Origin of the sequence: Pseudomonas sp. 7SR1 (assembly GCF_900156465.1) — a bacterium.
Lineage (GTDB): Bacteria > Pseudomonadota > Gammaproteobacteria > Pseudomonadales > Pseudomonadaceae > Aquipseudomonas.
Genome location: NZ_LT707064.1, coordinates 4705000 through 4729791 on the forward strand (window position 1 = coordinate 4705000; position 24792 = coordinate 4729791).

Sequence of the window (24792 nt, forward strand, 5' to 3'; positions counted from 1 at the left end):
CCCGTGGCCGGCATCGACCTGCTCAGCCAGGCCGAACGCGACCAGTTGCTGCACGGCTTCAATCCGCCGCCGCCCGGCTTGCCGGCGCCGGTCGGTGAGCGCCTGCACCAGCGCTTCGAGGCCCAGGTGGCTAGCCGTGGCGACGCGGTGGCGGTTCAGTTCGGGACGCAGAGCTTGAGCTACCGGGCGCTCAACGAACGGGCCAATCGCCTGGCCCATCGCCTGCGCGAGCTGGGCGTGGGCCCGGATGACCGCGTGGCGATCCTGGCCGAGCGGGGTCTCGACCTTTTGGTCGGCATCCTCGCCACCCTCAAGGCCGGAGGCGCCTATGTGCCCCTGGATCCGGTCTATCCGGCGCAGCGCCTGAATTTCATGCTCGACGACAGCGCGCCGCAGGTGCTCCTGGCCCTCGAAGCACTGCCGGCAACAGTGCGGGCGCCGGCATCGTGCGTCACCGTTTCGCTGGACCCGGACGCCGGTGGCTGGAGCCATCTGTCTGGGGCGAACCCGGCAAGCGATCCCCGGGCCAGCGATACGGACCTGGCCTATATCATCTACACCTCGGGTTCCACCGGCGAACCCAAGGGCGTGATGATCGAACATCGCGCGGTGCTGCGGCTGTTCAGCGCCACCGACGCCTGGTTCGGCTTCAACGACCGGGACGTCTGGACGCTGTTCCACTCCTTCGCCTTCGATTTCTCGGTCTGGGAAATCTGGGGTGCGCTGCTGCATGGCGGCCGCCTGGTGGTGGTGCCCTACCTGACATCCCGCAGCCCGGAGGATTTCTACCGCCTGGTGGTGGAAACCGGCGTCACCGTGCTCAACCAGACCCCCAGCGCGTTCTACGCCTGGATGAAACACACGGGCGGCGAGCCCCACCGCCTTCGCTACGTGATCTTCGGTGGCGAAGCCCTGGACGGCGCGGCCTTGAGGCCGTGGTTCGACCGGCCGGACAGCCAGGCCACACGCCTGGTGAACATGTACGGCATCACCGAGACCTGCGTGCACGTCACCTACCAGTTGATCGAACCCGCGCTCTGCGCCACCGACGCCGGGCTGGTGCCCATTGGCCGGCCGATCCCGGACCTGCGCGTCTACCTGCTCGACGCCGAGGGCGAGCTGGTGCCCCGGGGCGTGGGGGGCGAATTGCACATCGCCGGGCCAGGCCTGGCGCGTGGCTACCTGAATCGGGCAGTCCTCGATGCCGAGCGTTTCCAGCCGGCGCGCTTTGCCGGCGGCCACGGCGAGCGCCTGTACAAGACCGGAGACCTGGCACGCTGGACCGCCGACGGCGTGCTCCAGTACCTGGGCCGCAACGACCAGCAGGTCAAGGTGCGCGGTTTCCGCATCGAACTGGGGGAAATCGAAGCGCGGCTCGCGGGCTTGGATGGCGTGCGCTCGGCGGCGGTCCTGGCCCGCCAGGACGAACCCGGCGACCCGCGCCTGGTCGCCTACCTGCTGGCCGAACCAGGCCAGCACCTGGAACCCGGGCAATTGCGCGCGGCACTCGCCGAGCAGTTACCGGCCCACATGCTGCCCGGTGCCTATGTCCAGCTACCGCAGTGGCCACTGACCGCCAACGGCAAGCTCGACCGCCGCGCCTTGCCGGCGCCCGACCGGCAAGCCCTGCAACGGCAGCCCTATGCTGCGCCACAAGGCGCCACGGAGCTACGCCTGGCGCAACTCTGGTCGCGATTGCTGGGCGTGGAACAGATCGGCCGGGACGACAATTTCTTTGCCCTCGGCGGCCATTCGTTGCTGCTGGTGCAACTACTCGATGGCCTGCGCGAACAGGGCATGGACGTGGCCGTGGGGGCCTTGTTCAGTGCCGAAAACCTAGCCGCGCTGGCCCGACAGGTGGTCACCCCGGAGACCTCCCGCGCAACCGCCCAGGGGCTGCTGTGCATTCGTGCCGGCTCGCCGGAGCGGGCACCGCTGTTTTTCATCCATGAAGGCACTGGCGAAGCGCTGCCCTATGCCAGGCTGGCACGGCACCTGGATCCGGAGTTGGGCCTCTACGCCGTGCAGGCGGCCGCCGAACTGGAGGATGGCATCGACAACGTGAGCCTCGCCCGCCGCTACATCGACCTGCTGCGCAGTGTCCAACCCCAAGGCCCGTACCGTTTGGCGGGCTGGTCGGCAGGCGGCGTGCTGGCTTATGAAATGGCTCGCCAGTTGCTGGGCGAGGATTGCCCCGTGGCCTTCCTCGGGCTGATCGACAGCAGCGAGCCGGGCGCCTTGCGCGCCGCGCCGTTGGCACTGACGTTCGATGAAGCCGGCCTGCGTCAGCAACTGATCGGCTACCTGGCACAGCATTGGAGCGGTGAAGACGCTAGCGGCCAGGCTGCGTGGCACACCGGGCTCGACCTGGATGCGCTCATCGCCTCGGCCCAGGCCCGGGGCTGGCTGCCATCGGGCTTCGACCGTGAGGAACTGACCCGTCGGGCACGCCTCAACCTGAACCTGCGCAACGCCATGGTTCGCTACCGGCCGGCGCCCCTGGGCCTGCCCGTGCATTTGTTCCGGGCCGCGTCGGGGCATCCGGGGGCCGACCCGAGGGACCTGGCCGCCGACTGGCGTGCGCTGCTGGGGGTCGACCTGATAGATCGGCGCGTCGAAGGCGACCACTGGTCCATCATGCGCGACCCCGAGCACCTGCGGCAGTTGGCCCAGGCCTTGGAGCAGGTCCTGGCGCAGACCGAGGGGCAGCCTGCGCAAACGGCCGGCGTGCGTGCCAGCCTGGTGCTGCAGACCGGCGCTGCGCATGCGCCTTGCCTCTTCATGATCCCGGGGGCCGGCGCCAACGTCGCCAGTTTCGTGCCCCTAGTCCGGCACCTGGGCCCGCACTTGACCGTGATCGGGTTGCAGGCCCGCGGTTCCGATGGCCGGCGCGAGCCCCATGCCTCGGTACAGGCCGCGGCGAGCGCCTATGTCCGCGAGATCCGTGCCCGAGTCCCCCAGGGTCCCTACTACCTGCTGGGCCATTCCTTCGGCGGCTGGCTGGCTTTTGAGGTCGCCCGTCAATTGCAACTCGAAGGGGCAGCGGTGGCACCGGTGATGTTGATCGACAGCCGCCCGCCAGGTTCGCGCATGGCCAGGGATCGGCGCGCGGCCCTGGGCCGGTATGTGGCGTTGCTGGAGATGGACACCGGGCGCGACCTGAACCTGGACATCGACACCCTGGCAAGCCTGGAAACGGACGAGCAATGCGCCCAACTGCTGGCGCGCATGCAAGCCGTCGGCCTGATGCCGACGCAGGCTCGTCCCGAAGCCTTGCGCGGGCCGTTGCGAGTCTTCCAGGCCAACCTGGCGACGGACTATCGACCGGCACCGGCCTACACCGGCCCGGTGGTGCTGTTCAGCGCCACAAAAGCTCGCGTCGAACCAGGTCCAGCCGAGCCCGGCTGGGAGGCATTCGCTGCGGACTGCCGACGCCATGTGCTTGCAGATTGCGACCACCTGTCCATCCTCAAGACGGGGGCGGCGTCGACCTTGGCCGAACACCTGCGTCGCTACTGGCCCGCCCTGGAGAAATCCCATGCTCATGAGGGTTGAACCGGCGATGCGGCCCTGGCTGTGGGCGTGGGGCGGCCAGGTCGCCTCGACCCTGGGGGCGGCGCTGGCGGCGTTCAGTCTGGGTATCTGGTTGCTGCAGCAGCATGCCAGTGTCACCGACTACGCCTGGGTCATTGCGCTGTCGGCCCTGCCCGGCCTGTTTCTGGCCCCATTGGCCGGTTGGCTGGTGGATCGCTGCGAGGCGCGGGCGCTGCTGCTGGGTGTCGAGGTCTGCGGCGGCCTGGCGGCGCTCATCCTCTGGTGGCTGTTCGAACACGACGCACTGGAGCGCTGGCAGGTGTACACCTTCGCGGCGATCAACTCGAGTGGGCAAGTGGCGCGCATGCTGGTCTGTCAGGCGGCGATCCCGCGGATCCTGAGCAGCCCGAAGGCGATCGGCCGGGCCAACGGCCTGATGCAACTGATGGTCGGCTTGCCGCAACTGATCGCCCCGACCCTGGCGGCGCTGTTGCTGACCCGCGTGGGAGTGCCCGGCGTGTTATTGCTGGACCTGGGGACCGTACTGTTCTGCGCAGGTGTGCTGGGCTGGCTCGCCGTGGTCGCCCCCCCCGTACGCGCCAGCCGCCAGGCAGGCGCCCTGGTCACAGACGGATTGCCCGCGGTCCTGATGGTACTGCGTACGCGCCCGGCACTGGGGGTACTGCTGGCCTACCTGGGCCTGGAGCACCTGATGCTCGGCCTGGCCTCGGCCCTGCTGTCGCCCCTGGTCCTGGAGCGTCATTCGGTACTGGTATTGGGCACGCTGATGACCTGCGGCGGGCTGGGCATGCTCGGTGGTTCATTGTGGGTGGTCATGCGCCCGCCGGTGCGGCTGATCCGCACGGTCCTGGTGGCCGACCTGTTGCTCGGCGCCAGTGTCCTGAGCATCGGCACCAGCACTTCTCCGGCGGTCCTCTACGTGGCGGCCTTCGTGGCGTTCGGGTGCTTCTCGCTGAGTACCAGCAGTGACCAGAGCTTCTGGCAGCGCAGCCTGCCCGGAGCCCTGCTGGGTCGGGTGTTGTCCGCACGGCAGATGGTCTGCCTGCTGGCGATGCCGATGGGTGCCCTGGGGGCTGGCGCGCTGGCGGACCACTGGGCGATTCCCTGGATGAGCGAAGCCGGCGACATGCAGGCCAGGCTCACCCTGGCGATGGGCACCGGCAAGGCGGGCGGCCTGAGCCTGCTGTTCGCTGTGGCGGGCCTGCTGTATGTGCTGCTCGCCAGCCTCGGCCTGGCCACCACGCCGCTGCGTCGGCTGGAACCCGGGTGGACAGAGCCTCGCCCGGCCGTTGTCGGCAGCGGATGAGTGTGCCGGCCCCGTCCAGGCTCTGTACAAAAACTCTATGGAGCCCAGGGCCGCTCGGCCTCCGGGGAAATAGCACCGCGTCGGGGCACATCGCACCTGTCCATGCTGGCGGACTCCCGCGCCAGGGCACCCATCAGTTGGGGCAGCAGGTAACCGCTTTCATATTCGCCCTGCGTCCTTTGCGGCGCATCCGTCCAGGACGTCGAGGCGTAGCAATCGTTTGTGTCGTACATGGGGTGGACCTCCTGGCGGGTGGAGAAACCGCAACGCCTCACCCGGCCATTGCTTGATCGCAGTCTGAACCTTGGGCCGCCGTTGGAGAATGACCAGCAACGGCATGACTCGATTGCAGCGGATGCAACAATGACGGCTTGCTTGCATCAGGCGCCGCCCTGTCATGAAAAGCCCCGGGACCTTGAAGTGCCCGGGGCCTGGTGTGCGCGGCAATCGACTAGTTCTTCAAAGCGTCGAACGCCTCCAGGGAATGCAGCGAGTAGATGTACGCAGCGCCGGCGTTGAGGGATATCGCGGTGGCCAGTGCGGCGGCCACTTCTTCCCGGCTGGCGCCGGCCTTGATCGCCGCTTGCGTATGGGTCGCGATACAGCCGTCGCAGCGGGTGGTGACGGCGACCGCGATGGAGATCAACTCTCGCGTCCGGGCATCGAGCACATCATTTTCAGCCGCCGCTTCGCCGAGTGCCATGTAGGCCTTGGCCATTTTCGGATTGCTTTTGCCCAGCGCGCCAAAGGATTTCTTGATGGTGGGCAGCAATTGGGACCAGTCATTGAACATCGTGTTAACTCCTGAGCAGGTTGGTGTACTGTTTCGACGTGCTCAGTTTTTCATCACCACGCGAACCGGTTTTGTTCGATCCGCTCAGTTTTTTTCGCGAAGCTCTCAAATGAATGCAATCGATAAACTCATCAGCCTGGCCAACGTCCGCGGCAGCCTGGACCTGCGTTGCCAGTTCCAGGGCGACTGGGCACTGGAGCATGGGCCGCAAGCCCTGGGCAAGGCGCCGTATCACATTGTCCTGGCGGGGGAATGCCGGGTGGAGTTCCCTGATGGCCAGCGATTGCCCATGCGCGCCGGCGACATCCTGCTGTTGCCCCGGGGCAGCCGGCACGTCATGCACAGCCCCGGCAGGACCGTCGCGCCAACGGTGCCTGAGACCGTCCTGGGCGGCGTATTACCGATACACCGCATTGGTCGTGCCAGCCCGGACCTGGACATGATTTGCGGCGGCTTTCATTTCAACCGCGCGTCGCTGCTGTTCGCCGCCCTGCCCGATTACCTGGTGATTCCCAGCGCCGCCTTGCCGGCCAACGGAGCGTTGCCGGCGCTGGTAGACGTCATTCGCGCAGAAGCGGACGGGGATCAGGCGGGGGCGCGTTTTTTGCTGGATGCGCTTTCCCAGGCATTGTTCACCCTGATTTTGCGGGCGCACCTGGCAAGCCGGGGGCCGGACGCCGGTTCACTGGCCTTGCTGGGGGACAAGCGCCTGGGCAAGGCCTGGCGGGCAATGCTGGACGACCCGGCCCATGAATGGGCGATCCAGGACCTGGCCGAGATGGCCAGCATGTCCCGGGCATCGTTCATGCGGGCATTCGTGCGGGTGGCGGGTGTTTCGCCATGGGTACTGCTGACCCAGTTGCGAATGGAGCTGGCGTTCAGCCTGCTGAGTCAATCGCACCTCGGTTTGAGCGACATTGCCCAGCAGGTCGGCTATCAGTCCCAGGCGGCGTTCAGCAAGAAGTTCAAGGAGATCTATGGCGAGGCGCCCGGGAAGGTGCGCCGCGCAATCTGATGGACTCCGAGAGGGACAGTCCCTTCACACCTCCAGCACCAGCGTCTCGCTGCCCTGGGCCGGTACCGCACAGCAGATCAGTACTTCATCGTCTGCCAGCGGCATGGCCGGTGTGTTCAGGTAATGCACCTGGCCACGGGTCATGCGGGTCTTACAGGTGCCGCAGGAACCGCCCCGGCAACTGAATTCCGGGCTCAGGCCCCGTGCCTCCGCCAGTTCCAGGAGCGTTCCGCTTCCGGGTTCCCAGCGGCCTTCCTTGGCCGACGTGGCGAACAACACCTTGACCGGCTCACTCGCCACCGGCACTTGCTGCGCCGCCGGAGTACTGATCTCGACGTCCCGCACCAGGGTGGAAGGACCGAAGGTTTCGGCGTGGATCCGGTCGTCCGGGATACGCAACCCCCGCAAGCCGTCATACAGGGCCTGGGTAAAGCTGCCGGGACCGCACAGGTAGTAGTCGTAGTCGTCGAGGGGCAGCAGTTGCTTGAGCAGTTCGATATCGATCCGGCCCTGTGCGTCGTAGCCCTTGCCGGCCTCGCCCCCACTGGGCGGTTGGCTGACCATGCGCAATACCCGCACCTTGCCGCCGGCCCGGGCCGCCAGTGCGTCGATTTCCTCACGAAAGGCCAGGCCGGCCACCGAACGGGCGCTTTGTACCACCCAGACCGGGCGCATCCGATTGATGCGCAGCCCCTGGTAGACCACCTCGCGCAGCATCGACAGCAGCGGCGTCACACCGACGCCCGCCGCCAATAGCACCAGGGGCCGCCGTTCGCCTGGCTGGACGGTGAAGTGCCCCTGCGGTGCCCGGGCTTCAAGGGCATCGCCGACCTGGATCCGGTCATGCAGATGGGAGGACACCGACCCGTCGCGCTTGACGCTGATGCGCAGGAAATCGTCCGAAGGCGCGCTGGAAACGCTATAGGTCCGGATCACCGGGGCATCCTGCCCGTCCAGCCCGACCCGCACGGGCAGGTGCTGGCCGGCCTCGAAACGGGGCAAGCCGACACCGTCGGTGGCTTGCAGGTAGAACGAGCGGATGTTGTGGCTCTCGTCCACCACCCGGGCGACCTGCAATGCGCGCCAGCGGGTACGCAAGGCCTCGGCCTGCAGACGCTCATTGGCCTGTTCCCAGCTGCCGGTCATCAGCGAGTTGGGCGAGTCACCGTCGGCCTGCTCTTTCCAGCGCAGCGCGATGGCCGCCCGGCGCAGGACAACGCGCTGCGGCGTGAAGCGCCACAGCCGCTCGGCGCCCTGGAACGCGGCGATCTCGGGCGCATCCAGCAGGACCTCGGCGGTCCCGCTCATTTGCAAAAGGTCACCGGTGGAGAAATCGATGAACACCAGCCCCGCGCGCGGATTGACCAGGATATTGCCCAGTGTGTTGAAAAACAGGTTGCCGGAGAAATCCGGAATGGTCAGGGTCCCGGCTTCATCCATGTGCACGAAACCGGGTTTGCCGCCGCGGTGGGAAACATCGACCTGGCGTTCGCCGTCGCGCTCGACATAGGTGGCGACATGGAAAGAATCGGCTGACGTGACCAGGGTGCGCACCGCCGGATCCGCCACCGTCAGTTCGAGGGCCGCCGAAGGCCGCTCATCGACAAAGGAATACTGGCGCAGGTTGATGTAACGCGGGCAATTGCCATAGGCCTGGCGAACCGTGATGTCCACGCCGCGGTCGCGACGACGGGCGATGGTGCCGTTCATGCGGTTGCGTCGGCGAGTGTGCAACTCGATGCCCAGCAGGCCGATGGCGTCGCCCTCGTTCAGCCCGGCCTGGGCCGGATCTTCCGGTTGCGGGGTGAGGTCGATGTGCAGTGTCTGCGGATCGGGTGAGTGCATGAAGCCCGGTTGCCCCGTGCGCAGGGTGGCCCACGCATCGCCTTGGGGATCCACCGCACCGAGCACGACGAAAGGCAGTTGGGCATAGAACTCCCGATGCTGGTCCGGCATCCATGTCCGGGACATCTGCCGCTGGCCGACCCCGACCATCATTTCCACTGCGCCGACGGAGCGTTGCAGGGTCAGTTCACCTTCGTGCCAGGGGGAGACGGTTGATTTCGAGGCGTTGTCCATGGGTCTGTCCTCGCGGCCGCAGGGATGCCCGCTGCGGTGTGGGTGGGTTCGCGCCTCATGCAGAGGTGCCCGTTGTCGTGGGCTCATCTTCTGCCGTTCGCCGGCACGGCGGAATACGCACGAACCGCAATCCACCCTTTCATGAAATGCAATAGCGCCGCTCGGGAAGCCGCGCCATCGCAGGCAGCCATGGCCTACCAGAGCGTCATCGTATAGCTGACGATCAAGCGGTTCTCGTCCAGGTCGTTGCCGAAGTTCGAGCGTACCGAGGCGTTGCGCCACTTCAAGCCCAACCCCTTGAGCGTGCCGTCCTGCACCACATAGGCGATGTCCGTGTTGCGCTCCCACTCGCGACCCTCGCCCGGTGCGGCGCGTTGTACGTTGTCGCCACTGATGTAGCGCGTCATGAACGTCAGTCCAGGCACGCTAAGGCCGGCGAAGTTGTAGTCGTAGCGAGCCTGCCAGGAGCGCTCGTCGACGTTGGCGAAGTCACCGATCTGGACGAAGTTGACCAGGTAAGGGTCGCTGCGGCTGATGTACGGAAACGGATCGTCACCGCTCATGCGCTGGTAGCCCAGGCCCAGCGCATGCGCACCGAGGCTGTAGGTGAACAGCGCCCCGAATGCCTGGTTGTCGAGGTCGCGGAAACTGCCGTCTTCGGTGCTGCGCGAATAGCGCACGTCGCTCTTGAGCGCCTGGCCTGCCCCCAGGTCCAGGGTATGGACGAAGCCGAGGTAGTTCTGGCGATAGATGTCCTCCAGCTTCCCATAGCGATACTGCGCCGTGAGGTTCGGCAGGAACTGATAGTCCGCCCCGGCGAACTGGAACCGGTCGCTGGTGCCGCCGATACGGTTGGCGGTCAAGTCCTGGTAATCGGTGGAATCGACGAAGTTGATCCGGGTGAGCTGTCCACCGGTCAGTTTCAGCCGGTCGATTTCCTGCACGTTCACTTGGCCGCCCTTGAACGTCCCCGGTAGCAGGCGGGTGTCGTTGGAGTTGACCACCGGATCCTTGATTTGCAGCGTACCCAGCTTGAGGGTGCTGTTGGACAGACGCACCTTGGCGCTCACGCCCAGTTCGCCATAGCGGTCCTGGGAACCGCCCGACGAGTCGGCAGGCAGCAGATTGGTACCGGCCGTGCCACCACCTGAGTCCAGCTTGAAACCGGCCATGCCCAGGGCGTCCAGGCCGACCCCCAGGGTGCCGGCGGTATAGCCTGACTCGATGCGCAGCAAAAAGCCTTGCGCCCATTCCTCGGCCTTGTCCCGTGCACCTTCCTGGCGGAAATCGCGGTTGAAGTAGAAGTTGCGGGCTTCCAGGGTGCCCTTGCTGTCGGCGAGAAAATCGGCATGGGCGGTCGGCACGCCCATCAGGTTCAGGCCCAGCACGGTGCCGATGGGAAGGTGAAGTGGAATGAATCTGCAATAGCGCATGCGTGCTCCCTTTATCGGCGCGAGCGAACCCGCTCGGGGTGCGTTTGCGCGCGCCTCGTTATTGTTGTGTGAAGACGTGGTTCTGGGACTCGGCGCAGTGGGCTGCGTCGTGGGGCGGATTCTTCGCGGGGTGGTTTGCAGGCGTCAAACGGGAAAAAAGCCGGATCGGACATAAGAAAATTTGATGCCTGCCTGGCGCCGATCTGGAGTAACAATTGCAATGAACAAGAACGTCTGCGCCAAGAGAGCCGTCATGAACCTCAAGTTCCTCGAAACCTTCGTCTGGGTTGCCCGCCTGCAGAGCTTCAGCCTGACCGCCGAAAAGATGTTCAGCACCCAGGCAGCGATCTCCAGCCGGATCGCTTCCCTGGAGGATGAACTGGGCCTGCGCCTGTTCGTGCGCGACTCGCGCGGTGTCTCGCTGACCCCGGAAGGTTTCAAGGTGCTCACCTACGCCGAACAGATGCTGGAGGTCCAGCGTGCGTTGAAACAGTCGCTGGACGACACCAGTCCCCAGCAGGGCCTGGTGCGCATCGGCGTGATGGACACGGTGATTCACACCTGGCTCAGCCCGTTGATGTCGATGCTGATGCAGGCTTTCCCGGCGGTGGAAATCGAAATCACCGCGGACGCGGCGCGCAATCTCTGCGAACAATTGCAGAAAGGCTACCTGGACATCGCTTTCCAGACCGATACGGTACGCCACGAAAGCGTGCGCAACCTCGACCTGGCGCATTACCCCATGCACTGGATCGCTGCCAGCCAGTCGATCTACGCCCGCCCCTACGGATCGCTGGCGGAAATGGCCGGCGAGCGCATCATCACCTTCGTCAAGCATTCCCGACCGCACCAGGACGTGCTCAACCTGCTGTATGCCCATGGGGTGAATGCACCGCGGGTCAGTTGCGTCAATTCGGTGTCGGCGATGACCCGGCTGATCCGCGATGGCTTCGGCATCGGTGCCTTGCCGGCGGCGCTGGTGGCCAAGCCCCTGGCAAGCGGCGAGTTGATCCAGCTGGAGCCCGGTACATCCCTGCCCCAACTGGACGTGGTGGCCTCCTGGCGCGTGGGGGTGGGGCTGGAGCTGATCGAGAGCATCGTGCAGATGAGCCGTCAGGTGGTGGGACAATATGCCCTTGATGTCGGGCCGCAACGGATGGTGGCGGCACCCGGCCTGGCCAGCGCGACGCTGGAATAACTTTTCCTTGTCGGGGGGTAACAGGATTCCTTGTTGGACGTCGACACCCCGGGGCTCTTAGGGTCTGTACGCAATGTCTTGAGACGAAGGTCAGGCAGTTTTCAACGCAGCCTGAACGAGTTCAAGGCTTTTCCTACAGACCCGACTTGAACGTCCCGACGTGCCCATGGAGCCCCTTCGATGACCCATCCCACCCCATCCTTCGAGCAACTGCAGCGCTACGAGCCCCTCGCCCTGCGCCAAAGCATCGCCGCCGGTGCCTACCAGGGCCATACCAGCGGCCTGGGCCAGGGACGGGTGCAAGCCAACATCGTGATCCTGCCCCTGGACTGGGCCAATGAGTTCCTGCGCTACTGCACCCTCAACCGCCAGGCTTGTCCGGTACTGGACGTGACCGCACCCGGGGATCCGTTTTTCCGCAACCTGGGCACCGCCATCGATATCCGCCACGACGTCCCTCGCTACCGGGTCTACCGGCACGGCGAGCTGAGCGAAGAGCCGCTGGACATCGGGCACCTGTGGCAGGACGACATGGTCGCCTTCGCCATCGGCTGTTCGTTTTCCTTCGAGCAGCCGCTGCTGGAAGCCGGCATCCGACTCAGGCACATTGAACTGGGGCGAAATGTGGCGATGTTCCGTACCGACATCGACACCCGCCCCACTTCGCGGCTGTCCGGCAAGCTGGTGGTGAGCATGCGCCCCATGAAGGCCGCCGCGGCGATCCAGGCGATCCAGATCACTAGCCGCATGCCCGATGTCCATGGCGCCCCGGTGCACATCGGCGATCCATCGCTGATCGGTATCCATGCCCTGGATACCCCGGACTTCGGTGACGCCGTGCCAGTGGCGGCGGATGAGATCCCGGTGTTCTGGGCCTGTGGCGTGACCCCGCAAGCGGTCATCCAGGCTTCTCGCCCGCCACTGTGCATCACCCACGCGCCGGGTTGCATGCTGGTGACGGACCTGTGGAACAGCGCGTTGTAACCTTGAAAGCGGCCCCTACCTATGACAGGACACCCGATGACCACCGCACGGCAATCGATCCAGCGCTACATAGACGCCAAGGACGGCAACCGCCCGCACCTGCTGGCCCAGGCCTTCACGCCCGATGCCACGCTGGACATGGACATGCGCACCGACACCCTCTCGTTTCCGGCCCACACCGAGGGCCGCGACGGCATCGGCGACGTGCTGGTCCGCCGCTTTGGCCAGACCTTCGAAAACGTGTACACCTTCTGCCTGGAATCCGCGCCACCGGCAAATGTCGCCACCTTCCAGTGCAAATGGCTGGTGGCGATGTCGGACAAACACAGCGGCGAAGTCCGTGTCGGCTGCGGTGAATATGACTGGCGGTTCGAAGCCGAGTCGGGCCTGGTACAGCGCCTGGCGATCACCATCGAACACATGAAGACCCTGCCGGCCAGCGAACTGGCGGCGGTCATGGCCTGGATCTCGACGCTGGACTATCCCTGGTGCAGCCCGGCCGCCGCCGTCCGCCATGCTCCGGACTCAGGCGAGCTGGATGAAGTGATCCGCTACGTGACGGCCAGGCGCATTCAACCGCGCGCCGACGCGTTCGGATAACCTACGCTGGCAACAAGCCCCATGACATCGCCCTGCGTCATCGCACCAAGGAATCGATCCACGTGAACATCAAGTTTCTGGAAACTTTCGTCTGGGTCGCCCGCCTGAAGAGCTTTCGTCTCACCGCGGAAAAACTGTTCACCACCCAGGCGTCCATCTCCAGCCGGATTGCCGCGCTGGAGGATGAAATGGGCGTGCGCCTGTTCGTACGCGATTCCAAGGGCGTGTCGCTGACATCCGAAGGGCAGCGGGTGCTGGAATATGCCGAGCGCATCATGGACACCATGCAAAGCATGAAGGCGGTGATCAAGGATCCACGCCAGGTGCGCGGTCGGATCCGCATCGGCGCCATGGACACCGTGATCCACACCTGGCTCAGCCCGCTGGTGACCCGGCTGATGCAATGCTACCCGGCCCTGGAGATCGAACTGTCGGCCGATACCGCAAGCAACCTGTGCTCCCAGTTGGAAAAAGGCTACCAGGACATCATTTTCCAGACCGATATCCTGCGCCTGGACAGCGTACGCAACGCCCTGCTGACCCGCTACCCGATGCATTGGGTGGTCCGCACCGGCTCGGTCTACGATCGGCAATACGCATCGCTGGAGGAGCTGTCCCAGGAACGCATCGTGACTTTCTCGCGCAACTCCCGGCCTCACCAGGACATCCTCAACCTGCTGCACTCGGCGAACATCGTCTCGCCACGCATCAATTGCGTGAACTCCGCGTCCGCCATCACCCGCCTGGTTCGCGATGGCTTTGGCATCGGCGCCATGCCCGCGGCCCTGGTACAGGGCGAACTGGCCCAGGGCTCGCTGACGCTGCTGGACGGCGTTCCGCTGCCCTCGGTGATGGACATCGTCGCCAGCTGGCGCACCGGCGCCGGCATGGAACGGGTGGAAGATATCGTCAGTCTGACGCGGGATGTGGTGGGTGACTTCGTTGCGCAATTGCCGGGCGGGGACGGGCTCGAGCTGGACTAGCCCTCGCTCCTCCATCGAACCATTTTCCAGCGCCCGCGAATCCTGACGTCAGTTCTCTTCCATGACGATGCATTACCTCAAAATAAATGCATTGAAACTGCATTAATATGAATTTGTAACTCAGGGGGCCCGGGGGCAGACTGTGCATGTTCCTCACCCCCAACTGTTGGAACACTTAAAGGGCTTTCTGGGATTTTCCCGTAAGCCCATTTTTTTGTTCGTTTTTTGGATTTTTGCTGAATGCTTGCCCGCTGGTTCCCCGCTGCGATCAATACCCGTCCCACCGAATGGAGCCGCGCCGCCATCGGCATGGCGTTGGGAACGATGTTCAGTGTCTGGCTTTGCAGCCAGGTGTACGGCCTCGAAGTGGCGCAGCACCTGATCGGGCCGCTTGGCGCCTCGGCCGTGCTGCTGTTCGCGGTGTCCTCGGGCGCCCTTGCCCAGCCCTGGTCGATTTTTGGCGGATACCTGTGTGCCTCGGTCGTGGCGCTGCTGGTGGCTCATGTACTGGGACGCACGCTGGGCAGCGCCTGCCTGGCGGCCGGCACTGCGCTGGTATTGATGTGCTGGCTGCGGTGCGTGCATCCTCCAGCGGGTGCGCTGGCCGCGACCATGGTACTGGCCGACCCGTCCATCGTTGCCCTGGACTGGCAGGGCGTGGCCGCCGCCATGCTGGCCGGCTCCGGCCTGCTGGCCAGCGCGCTGGCCTACAACAACCTGACGCAGGTGCGCTACCCCAAGCGCGCCAGTGAGCCGGTGGCGGTCATCCCGGCCGATCATCCCCCGGTCGATCGACATGCCATCACCGCCGAAGACTTGAAGCTGGCGTTGGCGGAAATGGAAGCATTCTTCGACGTAACCCCCGAAGATCTCGAACAATTGATCCACGCCAGCGAGCGAAATGCCCGGCGCCGCAGCATCACGGAGGTGCTGTCGGGTCGCGGCTGATCCTGTGGCTGCTATAAATATGCAGAAAGGACCTGCACGTATGCCGGTTGTGCGATGCAAATTTGCACTGTTACGATCCCGACCGGGTACGCGCGACATCATTCATAAAGAACAATAAAAGCAGGGAGTTAGCGATGACAGCTCAGGTTTCATCCAAAGCCACAGGGACTGTAGAAGTGATGGCCTGTGACGTATTGGTCGATGTGCGCAACCACATCGGCCACGTGACCCTGAACCGGCCCGCTGGCCTCAATGCCCTGACCCTGGACATGGTGCGCAGCCTGCAGCGACAGCTCGACGCCTGGGCCCTCGATCCGCAGATCCGCGCGGTTGTCTTGCGCGGTGCCGGCGACAAGGCATTCTGCGCCGGCGGCGACATCCGTTCGCTGTACGACAGCTACAAACAGGGCGATTCCCTGCATGAAGACTTCTTCGTCGAGGAGTACGCCCTTGACCTGACGATCCACCATTACCGCAAGCCCATCGTGGCCCTGATGGACGGGTTCGTCCTGGGCGGCGGCATGGGCCTGGTGCAAGGCGCAGACCTGCGGGTGGTCACCGAACGAAGCCGACTGGGCATGCCGGAAACCGGCATCGGTTATTTCCCGGACGTGGGCGGCAGTTACTTCCTGCCGCGCATTCCCGGCGAGCTGGGTATCTATCTGGGGGTCAGCGGCGTGCAGATCCGGGCGGCCGACGCCCTGTACTGCCGGCTGGCCGACTGGTACCTGGAGAGCCGCAAGCTCGCCCAGCTCGACGAGCGTCTCGACCGCCTGGAGTGGAGCGACATGCCGCTCAAGGACCTGCAAAGCCTGCTGGCGAAACTCGCCGTGCAGCAACTGCCAGCCCCTCCCCTCGATGCCCTGCGCCCGGCCATCGATCATTTCTTCGCCCTGCCCGACGTACCGAGCATGGTCGAACAATTGCGCCAGGTGACGGTCGCCAACAGCCATGAATGGGCCCTGGAAACCGCCACCCTGCTGGAAACCCGTTCCCCCCTGGCCATGGGCGTGACGCTGCAGATGCTGCGCCGGGGCCGGCACCTGAGCCTGGAAAACTGCTTTGCCCTGGAGCTGCACCTGGACCGGCAATGGTTCGAGCGTGGCGACCTGATCGAAGGTGTACGCGCGCTGCTGATCGATAAAGACAAAAAACCGCGCTGGAACCCGCCCACCCTGGAGGCGCTGGACGCCGGCCACGTGGCGAGTTTCTTCGACGGCTTCGACGACCTCGGGAATTGAGTCCATGCACGACCTCGAACTGACAGAAGAACAAGTGATGATCCGCGACATGGCCCGGGACTTTGCCCGTGGTGAAATCGCGCCCCATGCCCAGGCCTGGGAAAAGGCCGGCTGGATCGACGACAGCGTCGTGGCAAAGATGGGCGAACTGGGACTGCTGGGCATGGTGGTGCCCGAAGAATGGGGCGGCACCTACGTCGACTACGTGGCTTATGCGTTGGCGGTGGAAGAGATTTCTGCAGGTGACGGCGCCGTCGGGGCACTGATGAGCATCCATAACTCGGTGGGCTGCGGGCCAGTACTCAATTACGGCAGCGACGAACAGAAACAGGCCTGGCTGGCCGAGCTCGCGAGCGGCCAGGCCATCGGTTGCTTCTGCCTGACCGAGCCCCAGGCCGGCTCCGAGGCCCACAACCTGCGCACCCGCGCCGAATTGCGAGACGGCCAGTGGGTCATCAACGGCGCCAAGCAGTTCGTCAGCAATGGCAAGCGGGCGAAGCTGGCGATCGTCTTCGCCGTGACGGATCCTGAACTGGGCAAGAAAGGGATCTCGGCGTTTCTGGTGCCGACCGATACGCCAGGCTTCATCGTGGATCGCACCGAGCACAAGATGGGCATTCGCGCTTCGGATACCTGCGCGGTCACCCTCAACGACTGCACCGTTGCCGAGGCCAGTCTGCTGGGCGCCCGGGGCAAGGGCCTGGCCATCGCCCTGTCCAACCTAGAAGGCGGTCGCATCGGCATCGCGGCCCAGGCCCTGGGCATCGCCCGGGCGGCGTTTGAAGCGGCCCTGGCCTACGCCCGGGACCGGACGCAGTTCGACAAGCCCATCATCGAGCACCAGAGCATCGCCAACCTGCTGGCCGACATGCACACCCGCCTGAACGCCGCCCGCCTGCTCATCCTCCATGCCGCCCGCCTGCGCAGCGCCGGCAAGCCCTGCCTGTCGGAAGCCTCTCAGGCCAAGCTGTTCGCCTCGGAAATGGCCGAGAAAGTCTGCTCCTCGGCGATCCAGATCCATGGCGGGTATGGGTATCTTGAAGATTATCCGGTGGAGCGCTACTACCGCGACGCGCGGATCACCCAGATCTATGAGGGGTCGAGCGAGATCCAGCGGATGGTCATCGCCCGGGAACTCAAGCACTACCTGGTTTAACAGCAGGAGAAGCATTGCGAGCAAGCTTGCGATGCAGGGGTGCAGTTGATGAAGACGTCGACTGCGCCGCCGCTCATCTGGAAAACTCGCTACCTGTAAGCTCCTACAGTAGCCACCTCCCGCCATCCAGGTCCTAATGATTTCGTCGCTGCATCAGTCCGTCCCTGCTCGGCTTCGGTCGCCGGCTGGACGGGCCTGTCCAGCCTTGGCCGAACAGGAGCCGAATCATGACAGACCAAGCAGGAGATGTACTTGTCGAGAACCACCGAGGCGTGGATATCTGGCGAAGACAATACGACCCTTATGGCGGTCCAGCAAATTACTTTTATGTTTACAGAGGCCGCCAGAGCCCGATGTATAGCGACCCGGGCACGCTGAAAAAGGACCTGGATATTGAAATTGACAAGGACCTAACCGCAAAAAAATAGAAACCGCTTGCCCGGCTGAACGGCCCCCGCCCATCGCGAGCAAGCTCGCGATGGCGTCAGTCAGGGTTACGGTTATTTGTCCTGGAACTGGGGCGCGCGCTTGTCCACGAACGCCGCCATGCCTTCTTTCTGATCCTGCGTGGCGAACGCCGCGTGGAACACCCGGCGCTCGAAACGCACGCCTTCGGACAGGCTCACTTCAAAGGCGCGGTTGACGCTTTCCTTGACCATCATGCTGACAGGCACCGACTTGGACGCGATCAGGGCGGCGGTCTTCAGGGCGTCATCCAGCAGTTCGTCGGCCGGTACGATCCGCGCCACGATGCCGCAACGCTCGGCCTCGACCGCGTCGATGAAACGTCCGGTCAGGCACATCTCCATGGCCTTGGCCTTGCCCACCGCGCGAGTCAGGCGCTGGGTGCCGCCCATGCCTGGCAACACGCCCAGGTTGATTTCCGGCTGGCCGAACTTGGCGTTGTCGCCCGCCAGGATGAAATCGCACATCAACGCCAGCTCACAGCCGCCCCCCAGGGCGAAACCGTTAACCGCCGCGATGATCGGCTTGCGCCGGTTGGCCACGCGGTCGCTGTCGCTGAACAGGTCGTCGAGGTAGATCTGCGGATAGGTCAGCTCGGCCATTTCCTTGATATCGGCACCGGCGGCGAACGCCTTCTTCGAACCGGTCAGTACGATGCAGCCGATCCTGGGGTCCGCTTCCAGGCTGTCCAGGGCGTGGTTCAGTTCGCTGACGATCTGCGCGTTCAAGGCGTTCAAGGCCTGGGGACGGTTGAGGGTGATCAGGCCGACGCGGTCCTGGATCTCCAATAGAATCGTTTCGTAGTTCATGCAGCACTCCTGTTCAAAGATTGCGCGAAATGACCATGCGCTGAATGTCGCTGGTGCCTTCGTAGATCTGGCAGACCCGTACGTCGCGGTAGATGCGTTCCAGCGGGAAGTCGTTGAGGTAACCGTATCCACCCAGGGTTTGCAATGCCATGGAGCAGACTTTCTCGGCCATTTCCGAGGCGAACAGCTTGGCCATGGACGCTTCCACCAGCGCTGGCTGGTCGTTGTCCCGCAAGGTTGCGGCGTAATGGACCATTTGCCGGGCCACGGCGATCTGGGTCGCCATGTCCGCCAGGCGGAACGCCACGGCCTGATGCTCGATGATCGGCTTGCCGAAACTCTGCCGTTCGCGGGCATAGTCCCGGGCCGCTTCGAACGCGGCCCGGGCCATGCCCACCGCCTGGGCGGCAATACCGACGCGTCCGCCTTCCAGGTTCGCCAGGGCGATGCGATAGCCTTCACCCTCCTCCCCCAAGCGATTGGCCAGCGGCACCTTCACGTCCTCGAAAAGGATCTGGCATGTGTCGGATGCGTGCTGGCCGAGCTTGTCCTCGACCCGCGCCACGCTGTAGCCCGGCGAGTCGGTGGGCACGATAAAGGCACTGATGCCGCGCTTGCCGGCGCTCGGATCGGTCACCGCGAACACGATCACCACCCCGGCATTCTGCCCCGAGGTGATGAACTGCTTGCTGCCGTTGAGCACGTAATGGTCGCCCTCGAGGCGCGCCCGGGTCTTCAGGCTGCTGGCGTCGGAACCGGCCTGAGGCTCGGTCAGGGCGAAGGCGCCGAGCATCGCGCCGCTGGCCAGGGGAGCCAGGAACCGGGCCTTTTGCTCATCGGTGCCGAACTTGAGGATCGGCACGCAGCCCACCGAGTTATGCACGCTCATGATGGTCGAGCAGGCCCCATCGCCCGCGGCGATTTCTTCCAGGGCCATGGCATAGGCCAGGTAACCGGTGTCGCAACCGCCCCACTGTTCCGGCACCAGCATGCCGAAGAAACCCAGTTCGGCCATCTCGGCGATGGCCTCCCTGGGAAAACGGTGCTCGCGGTCCCAGTCGGCGGCAAATGGTTTCAGGCGTTCCTGGGCGAACTGCCGGGCCATGTCGCGGATTTGCGTCTGTTCTTCAGTGGCAAGCATGGTCATTCCTTAATACAGGCATTCGACAGCCATGGCCGTGGCTTCGCCGCCACCGATGCAGATGGCCGCGACGCCGCGCTTGAGGCCTTTCTGGCGCAGGGCCGAAAGCAGGGTCACCAGGATCCGCGCGCCGGACGCACCGATCGGATGCCCCAATGCGCACGCACCGCCATGGACGTTGACTTTGTCGTGGGGGATTTCCAGCTTGCCCATGGTCACCAGCCCTACCACCGCAAAGGCTTCGTTGACCTCGAACAGGTCGACTTCATCCAGCGACCAGCCGGTTTTCTTCATCAGCTTCTTCACCGCACCGACCGGTGCCGTGGGAAACAGGCTCGGGGTGTCGGCGAATGCCGCATGCCCATGGATCACCGCCAACGGCTTCAAGCCGCGCTGTACAGCCTGGCTCTGGCGCATCAGCACCAGCGCGGCGGCACCGTCGGAAATGGAACTGGCATTGGCCGCCGTCACGGTACCGCCTTCGCGGAAAGCCGGTTTGAGGGAGGCGATCTTGTCGATCCGCGCCTTGGGCGGCTGCTCGTCATGGCGCACGGTCACCTGCTCCTTGCCGACCATCACCTGCAACGGCACGATCTCGGCATCGAAACTGCCGTCCTTGATTGCTTGCTGGGCACGGGTGGTGGACGCAATGGCGAAGGCATCCTGGGCCTCACGACTGAAGCCGTTGGCTTGGGCACAGTCTTCGGCGAAGGTTCCCATCAGGCGCCCCTTGTCGTAGGCATCCTCCAGGCCATCGAGGAACATATGGTCGAGCACCTTGCCGTGGCCCATGCGCAAGCCGCTGCGAGCGCGATCGAGCAGGTACGGCGCGTTGGACATGCTCTCCATGCCGCCGGCCACGACCACATCGGCGCTGCCGGCCACGAGCATGTCATGGGCCAGGATCGCCGCCTCCATGCCCGAACCACACATCTTGTTGAGGGTGGTGCAGCGGGTCGACTTGTCGAGCCCCGCCCCCAATGCCGCCTGGCGTGCCGGCGCCTGGCCCTGGCCGGCGGCGAGCACGCAACCGAACAGCACTTCCTCGACCGCGTCCGGCGCGATACCGGCACGTTCAACGGCGGCCTTGATGGCGGCAGCCCCCAACTGTGGCGCGGTCAGGCTTTTCAGTTCGCCCTGGAAGCCGCCCATGGGGGTGCGGACAGCGCTGACGATGACAATCGGATCGTTGGACATGGAAAACCTCCTATTTGGCTGCCATGCGCAAGGCACCGTCGAGACGGATCACCTCGCCATTGAGCATGCTGTTTTCAATGATATGCCGGACCAGCGCGGCGTACTCGGTCGGTTTGCCCAGCCGCTGCGGGAATGGCACGCCGGCGGCGAGGGACTGGCGCACTTCGGGGGTCATACCGGCCATCATCGGTGTTTCGAAAATACCGGGGGCGATGGTCATCACCCGGATGCCGAAGCGCGCCAGCTCCCGGGCTGCCGGCAGGGTCAGGCTGGCGATGGCGCCTTTGGAGGCAGCATAGGCCGCCTGGCCGATCTGGCCGTCGAAGGCAGCCACCGAAGCGGTGTTGATGATCACGCCACGCTCGCCGTCGGCATTGGCCTGCGTTTCGGCAATGACAGCCGCGGCCAGGCGCAGCAGGTTGAAGCTGCCGATCAGGTTGACGTTGATCACCTGGCTGAAACTGGCCAGGGCATGCGGACCGTTCTTGCCGAGGACTTTCTCTGCGCGCACGATGCCTGCGCAGTTCACCAGCCCGTTCAGGCCGCCAAAGGCATCCACCGTGGCCTTGACCGCCGCTTCGGCCGCGGCCTCGTCGCTGATGTCCGCCACCACACTGTGGCAACCGAGTGCCTGGGCCTGGGCGGCCACGGCGTCGGCATTGAGGTCCACCAGCATCACCTTGGCACCGGCCTTGACCAGCATTTCGCCGGTGGCCGCGCCGAGGCCGGACGCACCGCCGCTGACGAGGAAAATCTTGTTGTCGATCTGCATCATGGTTTCCTTTGGTTCAAGCTGTAACGTTCTGCGCCGCGGCCCAGGGGGTGTTCTCAGTTGCTTTCCCCATCGCGTTGTCGCCTTAAAGCGGGCCAGGCAAGGCGCAGGCCGCCGGGAATGGTTGTTCCCTTCCCAAGGCCTGCCACGAAGCCTGGCCCGCTTTAAGGCACAACCCGAAGGGCTGGCCCGCTTTAAGGCACAACCCGAAGGGCTGGCGCGGTGGGGGAACTAACTGAGAACACCCCCTAGAGCCTTGGCAATCTCTTGGTTGCGCAAGATAAAGCGCTGCAACTTGCCGCTCGGGGTCTTCGGCAAATCACTGACAAATTCGATTTCACGAGGATAGGCGTGCGCCGCCAGGCGCTTGCGCACGTACTGGCGCAACTCTTCGGCCAGTTCCGGCGCGGCACGGTACTGGGCGCCCAGCACCACGAAAGCCTTCACCAGTTCGGTCCGCTCCGGGTCGGGCTTGCCGATCACGGCCGCCTCCACCACCGCCGGGTGCTCGATCAACGCGCTTTCCACGTCGAACGGGCCGACGCGGTAGCCGGACGTGGTGATGACGTCGTCGCTGCGTCCGACGAAACTGATGCTGCCGTCGGCGTTGAACTCCACCGTGTCGCCGCTCAGGTAGTAGTCGCCAACGAAGGACTTGGTGGGACCGCCCTCGTAACCGGCGAACCAGCACATCGGCGACTGGCTGCGGTCGATGGCGAGGATGCCTGGCTGCCCCACCCCCAGTTCCCGCTGGTTTTCATCCAGCACCACGATCCGGTGGCCCGGCGAGGCGAAGCCGGCCGCCCCCAGGTGCACCGGATGCTCCAGCCCGTGGTGGTTGCACAGCACCATGCCCAGCTCGGTCTGGCCGTAGTGGTCATGGATCACCACATCGAGGTGATCGGCGAACCAGCGGATCACTTCCGGGTTCAGCGGCTCGCCGGCACTGCTGACGACCCGCAGACGGCCCTTGATCGAACGTGCGAACTGCTCGCCTCCGGCAATCAACAGGCGATAGGCCGTGGGCGAGCCCGTCAGGTTGGTGATGCCGTACTTGTTGATCACCCGGCAGGTGCTTTCCAGGGTGAACGGGCCGTCGTAGAAGGTGATCGGATGCCCCATGGCCAGCGGCCCGGTCACACCGAAATAGATGCCATAGGCCCAGCCCGGATCGGCGACATTCCAGAAAGCGTCCTCGGGGCGCAGGTCCACGGCGTCACGGGTGTAGCTCTGGAAGGCCACGATGGCCTTGAGCGGCACGGACAAGGCCTTGGCCGGCCCGGTGGTGCCGGAGGTGAACATCATCAGGAACGGGTCTTCGCCGGTGAGCATCACCGGTTCGCACTGGCTGGAATGGTTGTCCACTTCGGCCCAGAAACTGTAGTCGCCACGCACAATGCCCCGGCCTTTCTCGCCGCCCACCGTCACCACCGTGGGACAGCCATCGACGTCAGCGAGCTTGGGACGGTTGACCGCGTCGGTGACCACCATGCGTGCCCCCGAGCTCCCGAGGCGGTGCTCGATGGCCTTGGGGCCGAACGCGGTGAATAGCGGTTGATAGACGGCACCGATACGCCAGGTGGCAAGCACCACGATCAGCAATTCGGCGGTGCGCGGCAGCAGCCCGGCCACCTTGTCGCCCTTGCCCACGCCCTGGGCCAGCAGGAAATTGGCGAAACGCGCGGCGTTGTCCTGCAGGTCTCGGTAGGTCCAGGTCGCGTCGCTGCCGTCGCGTCCCTCCCAGAACAAGGCGATGCGTCCCGGCAAGGCATGCCGGTCGCAACATTCGACGCAAGCGTTCATTGCTTCGAGCGAGCCGTGCAACGCGGCATTGACGGTGTTCAGGTAATCGAACTGCGACGTGGCGGACGAGTAATCGCGCATGACCAGAATCCCTCTGTACTTTTTATTGGTGGGGGAACCGTAAACAGGCAAATACTCGCGCCGAAGGGAGGGGGCGGCAATGGTCAAAGCCATCAAGTTGCATGACTGGTTTGGCCATGGTCCGGATCGCCAGCACGGGCGCACCGCAAGAACGCCCTGGGGTAAGCGGATTCAATGCGTCCAGGCCGATAGTCGCGGGATCGACGATCAGTGAGGTTCGTTGAGGATCAGGCTTCGATAATGCCCGGGGTTGGACCCGGACCACTTGCGAAACGCCTTGTAGAACGAACTGGCATCGGCAAACCCCAGGCGCGCGGCGATCTCCACGAAACTGATGGAAGGCTCGGCCAGCCAGGCAATCGCCAGTTCCTTGCGCACGCTGTCCTTGAGGCCCTGGTAGGTCTGCCCTTCCTCCGCCAGGCGTCGACGCAGGGTCGAGGCGGAAACGCAGAGCTGCTGGGCCAGGGCCTCGGTTTCCGGCCACTGTTCGGCGGGCAGCTGGCGCAGGTCGTGCCTGATACGGCTGGCGAGGCTTTGCGGGTCGCGGTATTTGACCAGGATATTGGCCGGGGCGCGGGCGAGAAAGCGCTTGAGCTCATCGGCATTGCGCCGGATGGGCTGGTCCAGGCATTCGGCGGCAAAGATCATCCGGGTCCGTGGCCGGTCAAAGCGCAGGTTCTGGGAAAACATCACACGGTAGTCGTCGCAGAAATCCGGCGCCGGGCAACGCAGTTCGATGGAAAGAATCGGGATGCGCCGCCCGGCCAGCCAGCAGGTCACACCATGGACGATCATCCAGTACGTGAAATAGGTGAAGGCCCGGCGTGGCTCCCGGTCGTCCTCCAGCAGGACGATTTCCGCCAGGCTCTGCTGGCGGGTCCACTGCGCCGGCAAGTGTTCGAGCATCAGCGACAGGAACCCCAGCCCCGCCGTCAACCCGGCGGCCAGGGTGGGCTGGGCCATGGCGCACTGGCAGAGAAAGGCCAGGCTGCCGGACTTGAGCCGGCGCGGGTCCATGCCGAAGAACTCGTCGTCGAGTCGCCTGGCCAGCAACCGCCAGAGCCGCGCATAGGCATCGGCCGGGACCCGGGCCTGGGGATCGTCCAGCGACATGGGCTCGATGCCGACCTTGTTCAGCACTTCATCCATAGCCGCTCCGGGGGCGCAGCTTTGCAGCAGCGCTTCGCGCACCAACTGGATGGAGATGGTGTCTTTTTCGGACATGGCGCCAGT

At 64.8% G+C, this 24792-nt stretch carries 20 protein-coding genes and 2 pseudogenes; 12 read left to right on the forward strand and 10 right to left on the reverse strand.

Annotated features, from left to right (window positions below; all coding sequences use genetic code 11):
* Positions 1-171: 171 nt before the first annotated feature.
* The 3 genes and pseudogenes from BW992_RS27615 to BW992_RS20815 all read left to right on the forward strand — a co-directional run.
* Positions 172-1545, forward strand: a pseudogene (locus BW992_RS27615) (amino acid adenylation domain-containing protein); the annotation flags it as partial.
* Positions 1546-1731: 186 nt separating this feature from the next.
* Positions 1732-3555 (forward strand): annotated as a pseudogene (locus tag BW992_RS27620) (thioesterase domain-containing protein); the annotation flags it as partial.
* Positions 3539-4861: an MFS transporter gene (locus BW992_RS20815; protein WP_072391676.1), complete on the forward strand. Its 1323-nt coding sequence runs from the start codon at positions 3539-3541 to the stop codon at positions 4859-4861. The pseudogene BW992_RS27620 and the gene BW992_RS20815, both read left to right, overlap by 17 nt.
* A gap of 35 nt (positions 4862-4896) precedes the next feature.
* Here BW992_RS20815 and BW992_RS20820 read toward each other — a convergent pair whose 3' ends face one another.
* Positions 4897-5094, reverse strand: coding sequence for a hypothetical protein (locus tag BW992_RS20820; RefSeq protein ID WP_072391673.1), 198 nt, complete (start codon positions 5092-5094; stop codon positions 4897-4899).
* Positions 5095-5312: 218 nt separating this feature from the next.
* Positions 5313-5654, reverse strand: coding sequence for a carboxymuconolactone decarboxylase family protein (locus tag BW992_RS20825; RefSeq protein ID WP_072391670.1), 342 nt, complete (start codon positions 5652-5654; stop codon positions 5313-5315).
* Between the two features lie 109 nt (positions 5655-5763).
* Between BW992_RS20825 and BW992_RS20830 the strand changes: the two genes are divergently transcribed.
* Positions 5764-6669, forward strand: coding sequence for an AraC family transcriptional regulator (locus tag BW992_RS20830; RefSeq protein ID WP_072391667.1), 906 nt, complete (start codon positions 5764-5766; stop codon positions 6667-6669).
* Positions 6670-6693: 24 nt separating this feature from the next.
* On the opposite strand, the gene BW992_RS20835 is transcribed toward BW992_RS20830, so the two are convergent.
* Positions 6694-8748, reverse strand: coding sequence for a 2Fe-2S iron-sulfur cluster-binding protein (locus BW992_RS20835; protein WP_076407036.1), 2055 nt, complete (start codon positions 8746-8748; stop codon positions 6694-6696).
* Positions 8749-8942: 194 nt separating this feature from the next.
* A complete protein-coding gene (locus tag BW992_RS20840) occupies positions 8943-10181 on the reverse strand; it encodes an OprD family porin (RefSeq protein ID WP_072391661.1) in 1239 nt (412 codons plus the stop codon).
* Between the two features lie 253 nt (positions 10182-10434).
* Here BW992_RS20840 and BW992_RS20845 point away from each other — a divergent pair, with 253 nt between their 5' ends.
* The 8 genes from BW992_RS20845 to BW992_RS20880 all read left to right on the forward strand — a co-directional run bounded on the left by BW992_RS20845 (position 10435) and on the right by BW992_RS20880 (position 17719).
* On the forward strand, positions 10435-11379 hold the full coding sequence (locus tag BW992_RS20845; RefSeq protein ID WP_076407370.1) for a LysR family transcriptional regulator: 945 nt from the start codon (positions 10435-10437) through the stop codon (positions 11377-11379).
* Between the two features lie 180 nt (positions 11380-11559).
* The gene (locus tag BW992_RS20850) at positions 11560-12363 is read left to right on the forward strand and encodes a putative hydro-lyase (RefSeq protein WP_072430986.1); all 804 of its coding nucleotides are present in this window, start codon (positions 11560-11562) and stop codon (positions 12361-12363) included.
* A gap of 36 nt (positions 12364-12399) precedes the next feature.
* Positions 12400-12963: a nuclear transport factor 2 family protein gene (locus BW992_RS20855; protein ID WP_072458770.1), complete on the forward strand. Its 564-nt coding sequence runs from the start codon at positions 12400-12402 to the stop codon at positions 12961-12963.
* A 62-nt stretch (positions 12964-13025) separates the two neighbouring features.
* Entirely contained in the window at positions 13026-13946 is a 921-nt protein-coding gene (locus BW992_RS20860) for a LysR family transcriptional regulator (protein WP_076407037.1), read from the forward strand.
* 240 nt (positions 13947-14186) lie between these two features.
* Entirely contained in the window at positions 14187-14894 is a 708-nt protein-coding gene (locus BW992_RS20865; RefSeq protein WP_072430991.1) for an HPP family protein, read from the forward strand.
* Between the two features lie 134 nt (positions 14895-15028).
* The gene (locus BW992_RS20870) at positions 15029-16135 is read left to right on the forward strand and encodes an enoyl-CoA hydratase/isomerase family protein (RefSeq protein ID WP_076407038.1); all 1107 of its coding nucleotides are present in this window, start codon (positions 15029-15031) and stop codon (positions 16133-16135) included.
* A 4-nt stretch (positions 16136-16139) separates the two neighbouring features.
* On the forward strand, positions 16140-17291 hold the full coding sequence (locus BW992_RS20875) for an acyl-CoA dehydrogenase family protein (protein ID WP_076407039.1): 1152 nt from the start codon (positions 16140-16142) through the stop codon (positions 17289-17291).
* A 227-nt stretch (positions 17292-17518) separates the two neighbouring features.
* A complete protein-coding gene (locus BW992_RS20880; RefSeq protein ID WP_072430993.1) occupies positions 17519-17719 on the forward strand; it encodes a hypothetical protein in 201 nt (66 codons plus the stop codon).
* 72 nt (positions 17720-17791) lie between these two features.
* Here BW992_RS20880 and BW992_RS20885 read toward each other — a convergent pair whose 3' ends face one another.
* The 6 genes from BW992_RS20885 to BW992_RS20910 all read right to left on the reverse strand — a co-directional run bounded on the left by BW992_RS20885 (position 17792) and on the right by BW992_RS20910 (position 24783).
* Positions 17792-18565: an enoyl-CoA hydratase gene (locus BW992_RS20885; protein WP_072391639.1), complete on the reverse strand. Its 774-nt coding sequence runs from the start codon at positions 18563-18565 to the stop codon at positions 17792-17794.
* 13 nt (positions 18566-18578) lie between these two features.
* Positions 18579-19706 (reverse strand): acyl-CoA dehydrogenase, encoded by a 1128-nt coding sequence (locus BW992_RS20890; protein WP_072458771.1) that lies wholly within the window; start codon positions 19704-19706, stop codon positions 18579-18581.
* 9 nt (positions 19707-19715) lie between these two features.
* Positions 19716-20903, reverse strand: a complete 1188-nt coding sequence (locus BW992_RS20895; protein WP_072458772.1) for an acetyl-CoA C-acyltransferase — start codon at positions 20901-20903, stop codon at positions 19716-19718.
* A gap of 10 nt (positions 20904-20913) precedes the next feature.
* Complete coding sequence (locus tag BW992_RS20900) at positions 20914-21675, reverse strand: SDR family NAD(P)-dependent oxidoreductase (RefSeq protein ID WP_072458773.1); 762 nt, start codon at positions 21673-21675, stop codon at positions 20914-20916.
* Between the two features lie 231 nt (positions 21676-21906).
* Positions 21907-23559: an AMP-binding protein gene (locus tag BW992_RS20905; RefSeq protein ID WP_072458774.1), complete on the reverse strand. Its 1653-nt coding sequence runs from the start codon at positions 23557-23559 to the stop codon at positions 21907-21909.
* 207 nt (positions 23560-23766) lie between these two features.
* Positions 23767-24783 (reverse strand): AraC family transcriptional regulator, encoded by a 1017-nt coding sequence (locus tag BW992_RS20910; RefSeq protein WP_072458775.1) that lies wholly within the window; start codon positions 24781-24783, stop codon positions 23767-23769.
* Between the last annotated feature and the right edge of the window lie 9 nt (positions 24784-24792).

What these genes read in the sequence shown, in the direction of transcription:
- BW992_RS20825 (WP_072391670.1), bottom strand. Translation starts at nt 5,654, where the DNA reads ATGTTCAATGACTGGTCCCAATTGCTGCCCACCATCAAGAAATCCTTT.
- BW992_RS20865 (WP_072430991.1), top strand. Translation starts at nt 14,187, where the DNA reads ATGCTTGCCCGCTGGTTCCCCGCTGCGATCAATACCCGTCCCACCGAA.
- BW992_RS20815 (WP_072391676.1), top strand. Translation starts at nt 3,539, where the DNA reads ATGCTCATGAGGGTTGAACCGGCGATGCGGCCCTGGCTGTGGGCGTGG.
- BW992_RS20905 (WP_072458774.1), bottom strand. Translation starts at nt 23,559, where the DNA reads ATGCGCGATTACTCGTCCGCCACGTCGCAGTTCGATTACCTGAACACC.
- BW992_RS20910 (WP_072458775.1), bottom strand. Translation starts at nt 24,783, where the DNA reads ATGTCCGAAAAAGACACCATCTCCATCCAGTTGGTGCGCGAAGCGCTG.
- BW992_RS20855 (WP_072458770.1), top strand. Translation starts at nt 12,400, where the DNA reads ATGACCACCGCACGGCAATCGATCCAGCGCTACATAGACGCCAAGGAC.
- BW992_RS20895 (WP_072458772.1), bottom strand. Translation starts at nt 20,903, where the DNA reads ATGTCCAACGATCCGATTGTCATCGTCAGCGCTGTCCGCACCCCCATG.
- BW992_RS20885 (WP_072391639.1), bottom strand. Translation starts at nt 18,565, where the DNA reads ATGAACTACGAAACGATTCTATTGGAGATCCAGGACCGCGTCGGCCTG.
- BW992_RS20875 (WP_076407039.1), top strand. Translation starts at nt 16,140, where the DNA reads ATGCACGACCTCGAACTGACAGAAGAACAAGTGATGATCCGCGACATG.
- BW992_RS20870 (WP_076407038.1), top strand. Translation starts at nt 15,029, where the DNA reads ATGACAGCTCAGGTTTCATCCAAAGCCACAGGGACTGTAGAAGTGATG.
- BW992_RS20890 (WP_072458771.1), bottom strand. Translation starts at nt 19,706, where the DNA reads ATGCTTGCCACTGAAGAACAGACGCAAATCCGCGACATGGCCCGGCAG.
- BW992_RS20830 (WP_072391667.1), top strand. Translation starts at nt 5,764, where the DNA reads ATGAATGCAATCGATAAACTCATCAGCCTGGCCAACGTCCGCGGCAGC.
- BW992_RS20840 (WP_072391661.1), bottom strand. Translation starts at nt 10,181, where the DNA reads ATGCGCTATTGCAGATTCATTCCACTTCACCTTCCCATCGGCACCGTG.
- BW992_RS20850 (WP_072430986.1), top strand. Translation starts at nt 11,560, where the DNA reads ATGACCCATCCCACCCCATCCTTCGAGCAACTGCAGCGCTACGAGCCC.
- BW992_RS20880 (WP_072430993.1), top strand. Translation starts at nt 17,519, where the DNA reads ATGACAGACCAAGCAGGAGATGTACTTGTCGAGAACCACCGAGGCGTG.
- BW992_RS20845 (WP_076407370.1), top strand. Translation starts at nt 10,435, where the DNA reads ATGAACCTCAAGTTCCTCGAAACCTTCGTCTGGGTTGCCCGCCTGCAG.
- BW992_RS20900 (WP_072458773.1), bottom strand. Translation starts at nt 21,675, where the DNA reads ATGCAGATCGACAACAAGATTTTCCTCGTCAGCGGCGGTGCGTCCGGC.
- BW992_RS20835 (WP_076407036.1), bottom strand. Translation starts at nt 8,748, where the DNA reads ATGGACAACGCCTCGAAATCAACCGTCTCCCCCTGGCACGAAGGTGAA.
- BW992_RS20820 (WP_072391673.1), bottom strand. Translation starts at nt 5,094, where the DNA reads ATGTACGACACAAACGATTGCTACGCCTCGACGTCCTGGACGGATGCG.